The organism is Pseudomonas massiliensis, assembly GCF_000826105.1.
In the GTDB taxonomy this organism is placed as follows: Bacteria; Pseudomonadota; Gammaproteobacteria; order Pseudomonadales; family Pseudomonadaceae; genus Aquipseudomonas; species Aquipseudomonas massiliensis.
In genome coordinates, this window is record NZ_CCYK01000007.1 from 1062833 (window position 1) to 1078548 (window position 15716).

A 15716-nucleotide genomic window follows, 5' to 3' on the forward strand; every position below is an offset into this window, starting at 1 on the left:
TGCGATCAAGCGAAGGTCTTGTTCGCGGTACGGTCCCAGCCGCCGACGACGTTACCGCCACCCTGGCCGTCGGTGCGGTTCTGTTGGGTGTAGGTGGTCTTGATACGAGCGAAGTTGAACTTGATTTCTTCGGTCGGCAGGTCGCTGACTTCTTTGTCATCGGCCGCTTGGGCGCCGCCGGCGATGAAGTTCACCGACGACACCACCACTTCTTCCAGGTCGATGACCAGGTAAGTGACTTTGTCGCCGCCAGCGCGGTTGACGTTCAGCTTCACCTTGCTGATGTGAGTGCCTTTGCAGCAAGCTTCGAACAGCTTGGCCGACGCTTTGTCCACGGGTTTGCGGATGGTGAAGTCGCTCAGCGCGACGCGTTCGGACGAAGCACCGCCAGAGGAGCTGGCGGTTGCCGACGTGGCTTGGACGGCTCCGTACTGGAAGCCCAGTACTTCGATCCAGTCCTTGTGTCTTTCGTCCAGAGCCTCGCCAGGGATGCCGTCGATCTGGATATATGCATCAAATGCCATGTTTACCTTCTCCTTTGGGTGGATCAGGGCTTTCCATCGATCCTTCACCGGATCGTTGCCCCAGGGTTGAACCGCTCCAACACGGGTTGGAACAGTGGCTGACCGCCACCCGCGGCCATCAGGCGCAGGCGGCCGGATGCTGTCAATTCTGTGCACGCACCTCGATTTCCACGCGGCGGTTGGGTTCCAGGCACTGGATCAGGTCGGCGCGGGCCAGCTGCGGGTCGCACTTGACCAACGGCTTGCTGCTGCCTTCGCCTACGGCTTCCAACAGCCGTGCGGGTACCCCCTTGCCGATGAGGTAGGTCTTGATGGTGTGGGCGCGCTGTTGGGAGACGCGCAGGTTGCTCCTAGAATCGCCCAGCTGGTCGGCGTGCCCTGAAATCACGATCTTGCCGATGTTGGGCGTGCTCAACAGTTTGCCCGCGATCGCGCTGAGCTGGCGTTGGCCCTCCGCCTGCAGGCTCTGGAAGTCCGCGCGGCCGAAGGCGAAGAGCGTGTCCGATTCCAGGGTGATGGTCTCGATGGAACGCAGCGACTGGGAAAGGAGGCTGTCGATATAGTTGCGCGAGCTGGACGCCAGGAAGGCGTTGTCGACGATGCGCGGTACGTCCGGTTCTCGGATCTGGTCGCTGTAGAACTCGATCTGTCGGCTGGCGAACTCGTAGTCCGCGCCGTTACGCGAGTTGCCGGTGATCGCCGCTGGAGCGCTGGCGGTGCGCTGGGCGATGGCGGGGTACCAGTAGTCCGGGATCCTGGCCTTGAGGTAGGCCGCATCGGCGGTCTCACGCCGGGCCCGGGACAGCATCAGGTAAGTACGCAGCGTGGCTTCGCCAAAGAGGGCGATCGATTGCGCGCGGTTGTCGTCGGGTAGCGCGCGTGGCTCCACGCTGTCGATGCCCGTGACCGGCATAACGCTCTTGGCGTTGCGCTGGTACACCTTGATAGTCGTCAACAGGTAAAGCGACCGGGTAAGGTTGTCAGCCGTCGGCTTGAGCATCACGCCTTCCAATCGCGAGAAATAGCGACCGCGCAGCAGGGTTTCCACTTCATGCCCCTTGTACAAGCCGAGGCGCATGTCGAGCGGCACGCTGCCCTGGTGGTGGGCCTCATGATAGTAGGCCGTCCAGCGGCGCAGCTGGTCCAGGGTTTGCCATTGGGTGTACTGATCGCCAGCCTGGGAATCCTGTGTTACCGCGGTTTGCAACTGGCCGCTCAAAGTGCGCAGGGCGCCCAGGTTGTTCCAGTATGACCAGCCCCATAGGCTGCACAGTATCAGGGCCGTGCATCCCGCGGCGCCTACCCAGGCAGCCTTGCGGCGACGCTCGCGGCGGTTGCTGGTGTAGAGCGCCACGAGGTGCTGGTCCGGAACGATCACTTGCTGGAACAGGCCCGCAATGAACAAAGGCCGTGCCACGCCCGTCCCTGCGCCGGGTGCCTTGGCCGCGTCGAGTGCGAACGCTTCGCATACCTTCAATTCATGACTACCGGCTTGCGGCTGACCGGCATCCAGGGCGCTGGTGAAATAGAAGCCGCGCAGCAGTGCCGCGCTCTGATAGGGGTTGGCCCGCAGCAACAGATCGACGAATGTCCCCAGCCGTGGAGCGAGCGCCTCTAGCTCCAGGGGAAAACGGTAGGTCGCGGTCTCCTGACGGGTGATCCGAATATCCTGGTTGAGCAGCTGCTGGCGGCCGACCGCTTGCCAATGGCGCGACAGTTCACCCATGGCGGCGGCAAATTGCTGCGCCCCGTCGGCCCGCTCGAACCCGCTATGGGGGAAGGTCTTGCCCAGCACTTCGCCGCGCTGTTCTGGCGCCAGTTGAGCGTTGAACCGAGTGAAGCCGGGAATCAGATCGCATTTGCTGAAAACCAGATAAATAGGCAGCCGTGCCTCGAGCAAGGCATGGGCCTCCTGGATGCGCTCGCGCAAGCGTTTGGCCAGCCGCTCCAGCTCCTCCGCCGGGGCGTTGATGAGGTCAACGATGCCCACGACCAAGACAAGGCCGTTGAGTGGGCGTCGTTGGCGATGTTGGCGCAGCAGGGCAAGAAGGCCCCGCCATTTGCCGGCCTCCTTCTCGGTGCTCATATAGCGCCCGGGGGTATCGAGCAACACGGCTTCGGAGCTGAAGAACCAGTCGCAGTTGTCTGTACCACCCAGCCCTGACACACGGACACCTTCGCGCTCGACATAGGGAAAGCTGAGCCCAGACTGCCCCAGCAAGGTTGTCTTGCCCGCGGCCGGGGGGCCGATCACCAGATACCACGGCAGTTCGTAGAGGGCACTCCTGCCTTGCCGCCGACCTTTATCGCCACACAGCCGTTCGATGCTTAGCAGCAAGCACTCACGCAGCAGGCTCACTTCCGCCCGATCCTGAGGGGCTGCGTTGAGAACCGCTTCTTCACCGTCGTCGCGCAGCAAGGCTTCCAGATTCTGGTGCTGCGCCGCGCCGCGGTACAGCAGCAACACATAACCGGCGGCCAGCAGCACGAACACGCCGATGCCAGCCAGCAGGCTGTTCAGCGAGCCGAACCCCAGCGCGACGCCACTGGCCCACACCAGGAACAGCATGAGAAAGAAGGCCACGGCCAGGACATAAGGCTGATAACGAAGAAAGTAATACTTGATCTTGTTCATACGACTGTTACATCCGGCGTTTCGCCAAACCGGTGGGTGACGTCATGGGAGCAGTAGAGGGTCATGGGTCAGCGTGCCTTGGTCAGGTCATTGAGTGCGCTCAGGCTTCTGACGTTGGCCAGGTCGGTCAGCTTCACGCCGCCGTAGTTGCGCACCACCAGGCTTACGGGCGCTCCGCCAGCCGACCAGCTGAAGCGCTGCTGAATGCCATCCAGGTCAGTCACCCGGGCGCTGTCGCTCATCTTCAGCAGGCCCCAGCGACCGCTGAAGTCGAAGACCGTGATGCGTTCACCGCTCAGGTTGACCACGTCCAGGCGCGCCCCGGGCGCCGAAGTGGTTCCCGGCCAGGTGAAGCGGCTCCAGCTGGTCTTGCCATTGCGGTAGTGCTGAACCTGGCCATCGAGGGTGAAGATGATGTCGGTGAGGTTGGGCGCCGGCTCCAGCATGATCTCGAAGCCATTGTCTCTGTCCGACAGGCTGGCGATCACCTGGCCCAGGGAACTGGCTTTGTCGATGCTGTTGACCATGCCCTGGTTCACCAAGGGAGCGGCCTTGCCGTTGCCACCCATGCCCAGGCCTTCGCCGCCGGCCAGATTGCCGATCTCGTTGCGCTTGAAGTTCGGCAGCAAGCCGGACTCGGGGTCGACGAAGCGCTGCAGGTCCTTAACCGAGGCTTCGTTGGCGCTGCCAGCCACGATCGGGTAGCGATGCGCCATTATCCGTTCCCACGGCTTGGCTACCTGCTGTGCCCAGGCCTTGGCTATCTGCTGGCCAGCCGGGTCGCGCAGGGTATCCCAACTGTATTGGATAGGCGCAACGAAAAGCCCTTGCAGCGAGCGGGCCAAGGCATCCTGGCTGGTGTCGATACTGGTTTCCACATAGTTGCGCACGTTGGTGACTTCGGTTGGCTGGCCAGCCAGGGTTTCGCTGATCAACTGCTTGCTGCCCTTGCCCACGTCCTGGGAACGCTGAATGTTGGTCATCCGTACCTTCAACTTACGCAGCGCGGCCAGGTAACGGTCCATCACGGTACTGTCAGCGCCTTCGGCATTCTGTGCCGAGAACAGCCTCGCAACGGGCTCGAAGCGCGCCGCCACCAAGCCATCGTCGAACGCGGGGAGGGCATTGCCGAGGGCAACCCTGTCCTCATCGGTTTTGGGCCCCAGGGCTTTCAGGGCTTTGAGCCAACTGCTGCTGGGTATGCCAGCCGATGGCGGGTTATCGAGCCTGGCCGGCACATCCCATTGAGTATTCTCGTTGACCGCCAGCAGCAGGTGCTTGATGGGCGAGTTCTGGACGTCGCTCAAGAGGGTCAGGCGCTGTGTTGCATTGGCCATGTCGGTGAAGTGCCGAACGCCGACGCTGGCGACGAAGGTCGACCAGGCCTGGACGTAGTCACGTTTATAACGGTCCATGAAGTCGCGAACGAAACTCGCCTTTTGCTCCAGGCCATCACCGCCGCCCCCATCGAGCACCCAGTCGCTTTCCACACGCAGGTCGCCAGACATGGCCTTGAGCAGTTGTGGCTGCACGAAGCTTTCCCATACCTGACGGGTGTAGATGGCTGGCACGGCTTCGCTGCCGTAGATCAACTGGCGGCCCGGCTCCGGCACCAGGTCGGCCAGCGCCAGGGGCGGGAACTGACGGTCCGACTCCAATTGCAGGCGCAGGTACTCGCGGTCGGCAAGAGAACTGGAAATCATGAAGGACTTCAGACTTTGCCGGGTGTCTTCGATCAACCGGTCGTTGCGCGGCAGCACGGGCGCGGCGCCTTGCTGGATCATGGCCAGGTACAGCGGCATGTTGCGGCCGACGATCGCGCTGAGGTTACCCGCTGCCGGGCTCACCGCGTCGGCCCAGGCGGCGGGCAGGGCGCTGGCCACGAACTCGGTATCCGGGTCGGCGCTGGGTTGGGTAAGGATCAGGTAGAGCTTGAGGCGGTTATAGGCCTCGACGACGGATGCGACTTGCTGCTCGTCCAGGTGTGCCCGCAGGGCCAAGGTACTCGTTCGCGGGCCTGCCTTGAGCGGAGTCCCCTTGCGTGCCTGCGTACCGACCTCTTGGGCGAAGTCGTTGAAACCACGCAGTTGCCGCTGCAAGTGCTTGACGATCGGTTCCAGCGCCTGGGTACGCAATTGCTCCAGATAGGCGGCCTGAATGGCGGCATAGAGGTCATCACCGTGATACAGGCCGGCGCTCATCCGCAGCGGTACGCCCCCAGCGCAATAGTGGTCGATGCGGGTCAGGTGCCCGCGCAGCATTTCCAGCGCCTGGCCAGAGGCAAGCTGCTGCTCGTGGTCATTAGCCTGGGCCAGGGTTTGCAGCTGCTCGCGCGTGTTCTGCAGCCAGCGGTCATTGTTGTGGAAGGCCGCTGCCGCCCAGCCCAGGTAGGCCAGGCCTAGTACCGTTCCGACGGTCAGCATCGCGGGCCTGAGCGGGCCCCGACGGGCGCTGCGTTGCTGATGCGCTGCCAGCCTGCGGTCAGGGAATATCACCTGGCGGAAGGTATCGGTGATGAAGAAGCTACGCGCGGGCCGGTGGCCCAGCGTACCGTCCGGCAGGGCTTCGCCGCTGGTCAAGGCCATAGCGAACTCATCGGCCAATTGCGCTTCGAGCACATTGTTCAGCTCAGTGCCATCCTGCAGCGCACTGGTGAAGTACAGGCCACGCACCAGCAATCGTTCCTGGCTTGGCCCCACGGCTTCGAAGTGCTCCAGGAACTGCCCCAGCAACAGAGGCAGCCCGCTGAAATAGTCAGGGAAGTTCAGCAGTTCGCTGGTGGCCGCGATACCTAGGGTGTGGATGCGGGTTTGCACACGTTCGCGCACCTGCGCCTGAAGGTTCGCGAACTTGGCGATCACCAGTTGGCACTGGCTTTTGCCGTCAAGCTCCGCCAGGCTGAAGGTCATACCCAGTGGACGCTGGCGGGCGGCCAGATCCAGGCCATCGAAGGCGTCGACAAAGCCCGGTAGTAGATCGACTTTGCTCAGCATCAGGTAGATCGGGGGGGTGCCACCCAGGCTTTCGCCGTATTGGCGAATGCGCTCGACCATCCGCCCGGCCAGGGCGGCGCGGTCCTGGGCGCTGCCGCTGATCAGTTCGGGCAGGCTCACCACCAGCACCAGCCCGTTGATCGCCGCCTGGGGCCGCTGCTTTTGCAGATTGCGCAGGAAACCACTGAAGTGCGCAGCGGATTCCTCGTCCACCAGGTAGCGCCCGGCCGTATCCACCAGTACCGCTTCCGGGCTGAAATACCAGTCGCAGTGTCGAGCATCGCTTTCGGTGCCGTTAGCGTTGGCAGCCATGCTCGCCGCCAGGCCGGAACGGCTCAGCAGCGAGGTTTTGCCCGAGGCCGACATGCCCATCACCAGATACCAGGGCAAGTCCGACAAGGCCGCGCTACCCGCGCCACCCGCAGCCTTGTCACTACGCAGCAGGGCGATGGCGTGCCTGAGGCGTTCGCTCAGTTCACGCTGGTCGGCGTGGCCGGTGTTGCGCTGATCGACTTCGATCTGCACCAGGTTTTCAATGCTTTTTTCCTGACGGATACGTCGATACTGGCGCAGCACGATCACCAGCAACATGCCGGCCGATACCAGCGCCATGGCCTGCCAGCCCTGTTCCCGGCTCCAGCCATAATGACCGGCGCACAGCCAGGCGAGCAGCAGAGCCAAGGGCCAACACAGCATGACGCCGAGCCAGAAGTGATGGGTTTTCAAAAATGCGAATACTGTTTTCATGTCTTCCTGACCGGCGGCGCGGTTCTGTCATCAGGCGCTGAACAACTGGCTGATTTGCGCGGCCAAGGCCGCCACCTGCTGGTCCAACAGCCAGTCGAGAACGCCGTAGACGGTCACGCACAGCAACGCGATCAACACCAGGTATATCCATACCGGCACTTCGTAGCGCAGCCTGTGGGATACAGGATCAGGCAATGCCCAATCCATCGTCTCGGCGGCAGGTGCCTTGCGGTAGCGCGCGATGTCGTGGCCCAGGTTGTTGGCTAGGTAACGCAATTCCTCGAACTGTCCCAGGCTGTACTTGCCCTCGAAGCCCAGCGCCAGGCACAGGTGGTACACCTCCAGCACGTCGAGATTGGCTTTGACGTCGGCCCTGAGTGCTTCGATCTTGTCGAAGAAACCTTCGCCCGCCAGGTGAACGCCGAAACGGCGGAACTGCATGGGCTTGGTTTCGAAAGCGTCGCGCAGGGAAGTGCCATTGGCGCGCAACACGCTCTCGTCGAGGAAGGCACAAAGCGCATACTGGGTATCGCGGATCTGCTCGACACTGTAATTGGCGGCACGGCCTCGGCGTTCAAGGTCATCCAGAAACGCATCGACCTTGGCGATGAAGCTGTCCACGGACGTCACTTCGCGACCGCGGCGAATGACCAGTGCCATGGAGATGAAGTCCTTGACCAGGTCTTTGAGGGTTGGCCCGTCGCTCTCGGTCAAGCCAGGGTCTTGCCACAACACGTCGGTCATTTCAGCACCGCCATCAGTTCAAGCTCAAGATTGCTGAATGCGCTTGGCGCATAGAAGGTCAGGGTTTGCGCGGCCATCATCCGCTCGTACACGCGGCCGTGGGGTTCGATGGCGAAATAGTGGTTGTCCAGGCGTGTGGGAATGGCGTTGGGCAAGCGCGTGGCGTGGTTGATGGTTGCGCCGGGCATGGCGCTGTTGACCACGACTTCGATGTCTTCCGGGGAGCCGACCTTGAAAGTGCGTGGCACCATTTCGATCAGGCTGGCACCGGGCATGTCGGCATGGACGCACAGGTAGAAATCGGCTTCGGCCAGGCGCGGGTCGTTGAGCCTGCCCTGCCAGTAGGACGGCTTGGTGCGCGTCAGGTCGATACGGATACACTGGTTCGGAACCACGTTCTCCAGCATCACGCGGATCATTTCGTCCAGCTTAACCAGTGCCAAGGCGGGGTTGTGGTGGTCGTAGGCGGGCAGGTCGCTCAGTTGCGTGTTGAGCGAAAACGTCATCAGCTCGCCCGCCAGCTTGGCCAGGAACAGATACAGGCGCTCCGGATGCAAGCGTGGGTGTGCCAGCAGGTGCGCCAGTGTCGGGTAGGCGCGGTTCACCGTGTTGAGTAGCCAGAACAGGCTGACGTCACTCGAGCCGAACTCGGCGGTCTGGTCCGCCCGTTCGCGGCGGCGGCTCGAAAGGGCCGAACTCTTGGCGTGCAGAGCGCCGAGCAGGCGTTGAGCGATGCCCAGAAGGGCTTCATGGGCGCCAATGTGCAAGGCCGGGTGCACGAAATGGCCGTCCAGGTTGAAACCGCCGATGTTGTTGCGCATCAGCCGGGCGATGGGGCAGTAGCTGTAGCCATCGAGGATGTCGCCGTCGATCAGCATGACCACGTTCAGGCGCAGGCTGGCGATCTCGTTTTCCAGGTCGCCTTCGTTGAGATCCGGCAGGGTGTCGAACTGCTTGCGATAGCGCCGGGCCCCATTGGCCTGGGCGCCGTCTTCGACGTAGTTCACGCCGAAGGGCTCGTGCAGCTTGAGCGCCGCGTACACCTTGAAATCCTGGTGTTTGCCGAGTTCGCGCAGATCCCGGGCGGCGGGCAGCGGGTCGTGCTGGGGCGCGTCGAACAGGCTTCCATCCGGAAATACCATCTTCAGACACTTGAGCTGCAGAGTGCCCTCCGACAGCGCCTGCTCGTCGATTTCCAGCAGTTGAACGCCCCAATGGAAGGGCGTGGCGCGCAGCGTGCTTTGGGCCAGCTGGTGTTGATGGAATTCGTCCTGGTACTGGAAATGCTGAGGCATCAGGAACATGCCCTCGGACCACATCACGCGGCTTTGCTTACTCATTGAGGCTGTCTACCAATGCGGTTGCTTTGCTGTCGATCGACTGTCGGGCCGAGTCCCTGGCGGTGTCTTCGGCCGCCTCGAGGGCAGCGGCCTGCAGCTCGCGTGCGCTCGTCGAGGGCATGCTGTTACCCGTATGCAGATGCTGGGGCACGTCCGCCCGGCGCAGCAGATCACCGCCGCCAACGGCGATGATCTGATTGTGGTCGATCAGCAGACGTGAACCCTTGGTGGAAAACCAGATGCCGTCCTTGCGCCAGGAGTCGGCCGTGAAGGCTGCCTTCCAGTGGCTGTCGCGGGCGGTGTCGCGGAAGAATGCCGCTACCCCTACAAACCCTGCCGCGGGGGTAAGCGGCCAGCGATTGACCTGGCCGAAGCCGGGCAGCATCACCACTTCCTGGCTGTCGAGCAGGGTATTGCCCAAGGCTTGCCTGGGGTTGTCCCACAGGCTGTCGACGTCGGCGACGGCGAAACGCTCCAGTGACCTGAGCTGATACACCCGCACGACCACCGACAGGGGCGTACCGGTAGCGTCGGGGTTGAGGTTGTTGCCAGCGTCGGTGGTGAGCACCAGTCTGTCATCGCTCTTGAACAGCATGTCGCCGGCCCAGGTGTCGTCGACCCGTTTGCCTACGCGTTCGGTTACGCCGCAACCGGCCATGCCCAGGCCGATGCTGGTCAACAATGCCAGGCAGGCGGCGCCAGGCAGGTGGAGGGTGCGCAAGGGTGTACTACTCATGTTTCACCTTTGATGATTCGCTCAGCGCTGGCGATAGGCGAAATCGCCATCGCTGCCCAGTTTGATACTCAGACTTTGGATCGCCTTGCCCTGAGCCATGCGTGCCAGCACGCGCTGGGCCAGCTCTGGCATCAAGCTGCCCGAGAGAATGTTGTCGATGTTGCGGGCCCCGCTGTCGACTTCGGTGCAGCGCGCGGCTATGGCTTTTACGAGTTCGGCGTCGTACTTGAGCTCTGCCTGGTGGTTGCGCAAGAAACGTTGCCGGATGCGCTCCAGCTTCAGCGCGACTATGCGTTCCAGCACCGCGTCCTGAACCGGGTAATAGGGCACGATGCTCAGGCGCCCCAGGAAAGCGGGCTTGAACACCTGGTTGAGTTCGGCGCGCAGGCCTTCGACGATTTCCGCTGGCGCCGGTGGCTGTTCGCTACCCAGGCACCACTGCATGATGCGGTCGGTACCGGTGTTGGACGTGAGGATGATCACCGTGTTGCGGAAGTTGATCTCGCGGCCTTCACCGTCATCCAGCACACCCTTGTCGAACACCTGGAAGAACAGTTCGAGCACGTCCGGGTGGGCCTTCTCCACCTCATCGAGCAGCACTACGCTGTAGGGCTTGCGCCGTACGGCTTCGGTCAGCACACCGCCTTCGCCGTAGCCGACGTAACCGGGCGGCGAGCCCTTGAGGCTGGAAACCGTATGGGCCTCCTGGTACTCGGACATGTTGATGGTGATCAGATTACGCTCGCCGCCGTACAGGGCGTCGGCCAGAGCCAGGGCGGTTTCGGTCTTGCCGACGCCGCTGGGGCCCAGCAACAGGAACACGCCGATGGGCTTGTCCGGATCTTCCATGCGCGCGCGGGAAACCTTGATCCGTTTGCCGATCTCTTCCAGCGCGTGGTCCTGCCCCAGTACCCGCTCTGCGAGCAAGGCCGGCAGCCGCTGCACGGTATCGATCTCATTGCGCAGCATCTTGCCCAGCGGTATGCCGGTCCAGCCGGAAATCACCTCGCCAATGGTGCCTGCGTCCACCAGGGCATGTACCAAGGGCCTCTCACCTTGCACTCGGGCCAGTTCCTCGCGCAGGGCGGCAAGGTCCTTGGCCGTGGCGCCGTCTTTCGAGATAGCTGCCGGGCTGTACTGGCTGAGGTCAGCGATCGCCTTCACCATTTCTAGCTCGGTCAGCCACTGGGCCTTCAGGGTATCGCGGCAAGCCAAGGCAGCCTCGAGCTCACAAGCCAGGGCTGCCAGGCGGCGCTGGTGATCCCCGCCGTTGGCGGCTTCCTCGTCCAGCACGACGATTTCGGCCTTGATGTTGTCCATCTGCCGTTCCGCATCCTCCAGTGGCCCGGGCTGAGCGTTCTGCGCCAGGGCGACGCGGGCGCAGGCGGTATCCAGCACGCTCACGGCCTTGTCCGGCAGCTGGCGTCCGGTGATATAGCGGTTCGACAAGCGCACGGCCTGGGTGAGTGCCTCGTCGAGCACGGCCACCTTGTGGTGCTCCTGCATCTTGCCGAGCAGGCCACGCAGCATGTGAATGGCTTGCTCTTCGTCAGGCTCCTCGACCTTCACCATCTGAAAGCGGCGAGCGAGGGCAGCGTCCTTTTCGAAGTACTTCTTGTATTCGGCCCAGGTAGTGGCGGCGATGGTGCGCAGTTCGCCACGGGCAAGGGCCGGCTTGAGCAGATTGGCAGCATCGTTCTGCCCCGCCTGGCCCCCGGAACCGATCAAGTTATGGGCTTCGTCGATGAACAGGATGATTGGGTGCAGGCTGCGCTTGGTTTCCTCGATGACCGATTTCAGACGGTTCTCGAATTCCCCTTTCACGCCGGCGCCGGCTTGTAGCAGGCCCAGGTCGAGGGTGTGGATCGCTACATCCTTGAGCACCGCCGGTACGTCGCCCTTGACGATGCGCAGCGCCAGGCCCTCGACCACGGCGGTTTTCCCCACGCCGGCCTCGCCGGTCAGAATCGGGTTGTTCTGGCGGCGTCGGGTAAGAATGTCCACCATCTGCCGTACTTCGAATTCCCGGCCCAGTACCGGGTCGATACGGCCTTCGCGGGCGCTCTGGGTAAGGTTGACGGTGTACTGGTCCAGGCCTGGCGTCTTGCCCTGGCCCTGCGCGGCCTTGGGCACGGTGGTCGCGGTGCTGTCCAGAGGCCGTGGCTGCGGCTCTTCGGCCGTATGCGCCAGGAGGGTCGGCAAGTGGATGCGCAAGTCGTCGGGGTTGATTTTGTCCAGCTCCGTCGCGCCGGACGCCACGGCTCGGTACAAACCGTCATCGTCCAGCAGTGCCTGCAGCAGAAAACCGCTGCGGATCAGGCCCTGGTTGTACTCGATGGATGCCAGTACCCAGGCCCTTTCGATGAGCCGGGTGATATCCGAAGACAGCGATGGCGTGCCGGGATTGCCCTTCCTGAAGGCCGCCAGTGCGTTCAACAGTTGTGCCTGGAAACGCTCCGGCACGATCTGGTAGTGGCGCAGAATCGCCAGCAGATCACCGTGGGTGTTCTCCAGCAGTTGCAGCAGCAGATGCTCCACCTGCACGACCCCATGCTGCTCGGACACACATAGCCCGGCGGCGCTTTCAGTGGCGGTACGGCAGGCGTCGTTCAACTTCGCGAACAGGGACTTCAGGTTCACAGGGAAACCCCATCAAAAGGTATATGGAAAAGCGCGCAGCGCTCGGGCTCGACCCTGCGCTGCGGGCGCTTGAGCCAACCTTTGCGGCCGAGGGAGAGGTTGCGCTGACGGCCCAGGCAAGGCCGTGCCACCGCCTCACGCTTTAGCAGCGGGGCGATCTGGTAGTCCAGCTCGGCGCCCAGGTAGAACCGCAGGGTTTCCACCAGCTGGCGGTAGTCCCGGGTACCAGGGAGGAAGCGTTCGTAATCGGTCAGCTCCAGCGGGCCGATTTCAATGCGTACGCACGATTGATAGTCCCACACACGGTCTGCCAGCACGGCGCTCTGGCCCAGCACGTGGTTCCTGCGCCCCAGCTGGCTGCGCTGTTCGCCGGCCAGCTTCAGCCAGCGACCCGCGAAGGGCTTGACCACGAAGGGCAGGCCGAAGGTGAAGCACAGCATGCGCTGCAGGTTGATGGCGTTACGCGGTTTCTGTGCGAACATCCCGGCGAAATAACTGAACAGCTCGGCGCGCACGCTGGCAGCGGGTCGATCGAACGCTGCCTTGCGCGCCTGGGGGCCGAAGCCCACCAGGCTCAGCAGGTAACCGTCGAAGCGCGAGCTGCCCTTGCGCTCGTGCTCTATATAGAAGCGGTACTTTTGCCAGGCCTCATAGAACAGCGATGTCATGCGGTGCGCGAACAGGTCGAGGAATGCGTGCGCGGCATCGTCGCGATGCTGGATATGGCGGTCCAGCAGCAGCTCGGTGTACGGACGCGGCAGGACACCCGACGGCCCTACCAGGCCCATGAAAGTCACCTGCACTTCCGTCAGCGGCGAGCCACTGTTGGATAGCCGGCCCGGGCGCTCGAACTGCAACTCGCTGACTTCGCTGGCGGGGAAGTTCAGCGACAGCTGGGAACGGAAACGCAGCGGGTCCTCGTGTGGCCGGGTTTCCGGATCCATGCGGCCGGCCCTGCTGTAGTGCAGGCGCAGCAACCGTACCAATTGAAAGAATTCGAATCGGTATGGCTCTGCCCTGGCCTGGTCGATCAGACCAGGGGTAGTGCGCCGGAGCGTGCTGGCCATTGGACTATTCTCTGTTCGCGTTGAAGGCTGCGAAGGCTAAGTTGGGTGAAGCTGTTGACGCTGCAGTACTGGCCGAAAAAGTGGTCGAGCACCATTGCGAACAGGAACACACCGCTGCCGGTGAACTGGTTTTCGTCCACCTCCAGGGTGATGCCCACGCCGCGTACGAAGTTGGGCCGCGGGTGGCCGATGCGCGCCACCGTGGGCTCGCTCTTGATGGCGGTGATGCCGTTGATCTGTTTGCGTAAGGCCAGGGTGTTGCGATAGTTGTAGAGCGACAGCAGCTCGAGCAGCACATCACGGCCGTTGGCCACCAGCGAAAGGTGATTGAGCGTGAGGTGCGACACCAGCCGCCACAGCAGCCCTCCGGTCAATGGCACGCGGGCCGCTGCCGTGGGCTTGCGCAGGCAGCGAATGCTGCTGATCACCGTTTGCGAAGGCAGGATGAATTCGCTGCGCTCGCCACCGAATGGCAGTTGCAGGGGAAGGTCGCGATTACTGCAGGTGACGGTGAGGCTGAGCTTGCCGTTCACCGAATCCACCAGTTCCAGGTCACGGTCCACCACGCGGATGAACATATGAGTGGCGTTGTCCCGTTGCGCGCTGACCTGGCGGCGCCGAGCGATCCAGTAGCAGGCTTCGTCCTCGGTGGAGGTCCCCCGCGGGTCGAAGAACGCACGGCAGGGTGTGACCTGGTCCGCGCCATCGACGCGCTTTACCGTGTCGATGGAGATGACTTCCAGTTGCCGCTGCTGGCCGACCTTGGGAATGACCTGATACTCATGCTGGGTATGGGTCAGCAGGATAGGCTCGGCCTGCTGCTGGAACAGGTTGATCACCGGTACGCAGTTAAGCTTGAAGTTGCCCCGACCCAGGGTCTGCGCCAGTCGGGAAAGGCGGTCGCCCAGGTCATAGTGGCTGAAATAGAGATTCACCTCGACGCTTTTCAGGCCCTTGCCTTTGAGCTGGCGTTCCAGGCCGCGCAGGTCGAAGAACATGAACTTGTCAGGAAAGGTGAAGTATTCATGCAGCAGGCGATAGCCCAGGAAGGAACGCTCCGAATAGTCCACCAGGCCTTCGTCGTGGTCGAAGCCCACGGCCTTGATGGCGTCGGAGGGTAGCGCCACTTCACGGGCCCGGCCTTCGTGTTCGAACGCAAGGGTAACCTTGGCCAGGTTGTTGAAGATCAATTCGTACAGCTGGAGCATCAAGCTGCTTTCGCCGTCGAGGAAAAACCGCAGGCTGTCCATGCCTGCCTCGCCGAGGCTGTCCTGCGCCGTGGTGGCGACCAGTGTCAGACGCAACCGCGCCACCAGGTCGGCGCTATGGCCGTTGAACACCGAGCGCTCCAACTCCACGAACGATGCGGCGCTCACTTCCACCGGCCACAGCTCCACGGGGTAGCACGTACGGAACTTGCACACCACGCCCTCTACAGGTGTGGAATGCAGTTCGGTGTGGCGCGCCACCAGGTAACCCTCGGTCACCTTGGCCAGCCCGCCGCGACGGGGTAGGGCGCAGGTAGTGGGGGTACAACACCTCGAGGAAGGCTTCTACGATCTCTGGAAACTCGTCGTCGAGCTTCTTGTGCACGCGTGCCGCCAGGAAGGAAAACGCCTCTATGAGCCGCTCAGTGTGCGGATCTTCGCAGTTATCGCCTTCGATCAGCAGGCGCGAAGCGATTTTCGGGTACTGCTGCGCGAACTCCTGGCCTAGAAAGCGCAGGTGCGACAGTTCCTTCTCGTAGTAGGGCAGCAGGTCGTCGAGCATCAGATCAGGTTCTTTACTTTGTATTCCTGGGTGTTGACCTGCAACACCGCGTCGAAGGACACCTGCTGACTCACGTCATGCAGGCGCAGAACGGCCTCGACGCGAAACGTCAACATCCGTTGCCCGGTGTGCTGGGCCAGTAGCTGTACGCTTACCGACCTGAAACGGCGGTCGCCCGTGGCGATGGCAGTTTCGAGCTGGCGTTGGATCAGCGAGCGATCCTCAGGGTTGAGCATGCCCTTGCTGGTGAAATCCGGCATGCCGTAGGTGAGGATGGTGCCGCGCAAACCCTTGAAGCGGTCACTTCGCAGCTCATCGGCCGCCAGGCACTGGCGAGTGTTCACCAAGGTTTCGAGGTCACGCACGATGCTGGCCTTGTAATCGGCCAGCGAGCTCAAGCGTTGTGACGCCGGTTCGACCGACACCTGCGGACGATCGTCCAGCAGGCGGTCGAGCAGCGATGGCACCAGCTTGTAGGAACTGCTCAATGCATGCCTCCTTGGCATTACCACGGGCTACC

9 protein-coding genes and 1 pseudogene are annotated in these 15716 nt (G+C 62.7%); all 10 read right to left on the reverse strand.

The window, feature by feature from the left end; genetic code table 11:
• Nucleotides 1-5 precede the first annotated feature (5 nt).
• The gene (locus BN1188_RS15790; RefSeq protein WP_040262368.1) at nucleotides 6-524 is read right to left on the reverse strand and encodes an Hcp family type VI secretion system effector; all 519 of its coding nucleotides are present in this window, start codon (nucleotides 522-524) and stop codon (nucleotides 6-8) included.
• 142 nt (nucleotides 525-666) lie between these two features.
• On the reverse strand, nucleotides 667-3159 hold the full coding sequence (gene tssM, locus BN1188_RS15795; RefSeq protein WP_040262369.1) for a type VI secretion system membrane subunit TssM: 2493 nt from the start codon (nucleotides 3157-3159) through the stop codon (nucleotides 667-669).
• A 68-nt stretch (nucleotides 3160-3227) separates the two neighbouring features.
• A complete protein-coding gene (gene tssM / locus BN1188_RS15800) occupies nucleotides 3228-6899 on the reverse strand; it encodes a type VI secretion system membrane subunit TssM (protein ID WP_040262370.1) in 3672 nt (1223 codons plus the stop codon).
• 30 nt (nucleotides 6900-6929) lie between these two features.
• A complete protein-coding gene (gene icmH / locus BN1188_RS15805; RefSeq protein WP_040262371.1) occupies nucleotides 6930-7643 on the reverse strand; it encodes a type IVB secretion system protein IcmH/DotU in 714 nt (237 codons plus the stop codon).
• Nucleotides 7640-8983, reverse strand: coding sequence for a type VI secretion system baseplate subunit TssK (tssK, locus tag BN1188_RS15810; RefSeq protein ID WP_040262372.1), 1344 nt, complete (start codon nucleotides 8981-8983; stop codon nucleotides 7640-7642). The genes icmH and tssK overlap by 4 nt, the downstream gene beginning before the upstream one ends.
• Nucleotides 8976-9641 (reverse strand): type VI secretion system lipoprotein TssJ, encoded by a 666-nt coding sequence (gene tssJ / locus BN1188_RS15815; RefSeq protein WP_408633628.1) that lies wholly within the window; start codon nucleotides 9639-9641, stop codon nucleotides 8976-8978. The genes tssK and tssJ overlap by 8 nt, the downstream gene beginning before the upstream one ends.
• A 99-nt stretch (nucleotides 9642-9740) precedes the next feature.
• Entirely contained in the window at nucleotides 9741-12359 is a 2619-nt protein-coding gene (tssH, locus tag BN1188_RS15820) for a type VI secretion system ATPase TssH (RefSeq protein WP_040262373.1), read from the reverse strand.
• Nucleotides 12356-13426, reverse strand: coding sequence for a type VI secretion system baseplate subunit TssG (gene tssG, locus BN1188_RS15825; protein WP_040262374.1), 1071 nt, complete (start codon nucleotides 13424-13426; stop codon nucleotides 12356-12358). The genes tssH and tssG overlap by 4 nt, the downstream gene beginning before the upstream one ends.
• Nucleotides 13390-15196: pseudogene (tssF, locus tag BN1188_RS15830) on the reverse strand (type VI secretion system baseplate subunit TssF). Before tssF ends, tssG begins: the two are co-directional and overlap by 37 nt.
• A complete protein-coding gene (gene tssE, locus BN1188_RS15835; RefSeq protein ID WP_040262375.1) occupies nucleotides 15196-15684 on the reverse strand; it encodes a type VI secretion system baseplate subunit TssE in 489 nt (162 codons plus the stop codon). Before tssE ends, tssF begins: the two are co-directional and overlap by 1 nt.
• Between the last annotated feature and the right edge of the window lie 32 nt (nucleotides 15685-15716).

Coding starts and splice junctions, on each gene's coding strand:
- BN1188_RS15790 (WP_040262368.1), bottom strand. CDS start 524: ATGGCATTTGATGCATATATCCAGATCGACGGCATCCCTGGCGAGGCT.
- tssM (WP_040262369.1), bottom strand. CDS start 3,159: ATGAACAAGATCAAGTATTACTTTCTTCGTTATCAGCCTTATGTCCTG.
- tssM (WP_040262370.1), bottom strand. CDS start 6,899: ATGAAAACAGTATTCGCATTTTTGAAAACCCATCACTTCTGGCTCGGC.
- icmH (WP_040262371.1), bottom strand. CDS start 7,643: ATGACCGACGTGTTGTGGCAAGACCCTGGCTTGACCGAGAGCGACGGG.
- tssK (WP_040262372.1), bottom strand. CDS start 8,983: ATGAGTAAGCAAAGCCGCGTGATGTGGTCCGAGGGCATGTTCCTGATG.
- tssJ (WP_408633628.1), bottom strand. CDS start 9,641: ATGGCCGGTTGCGGCGTAACCGAACGCGTAGGCAAACGGGTCGACGAC.
- tssG (WP_040262374.1), bottom strand. CDS start 13,426: ATGGCCAGCACGCTCCGGCGCACTACCCCTGGTCTGATCGACCAGGCC.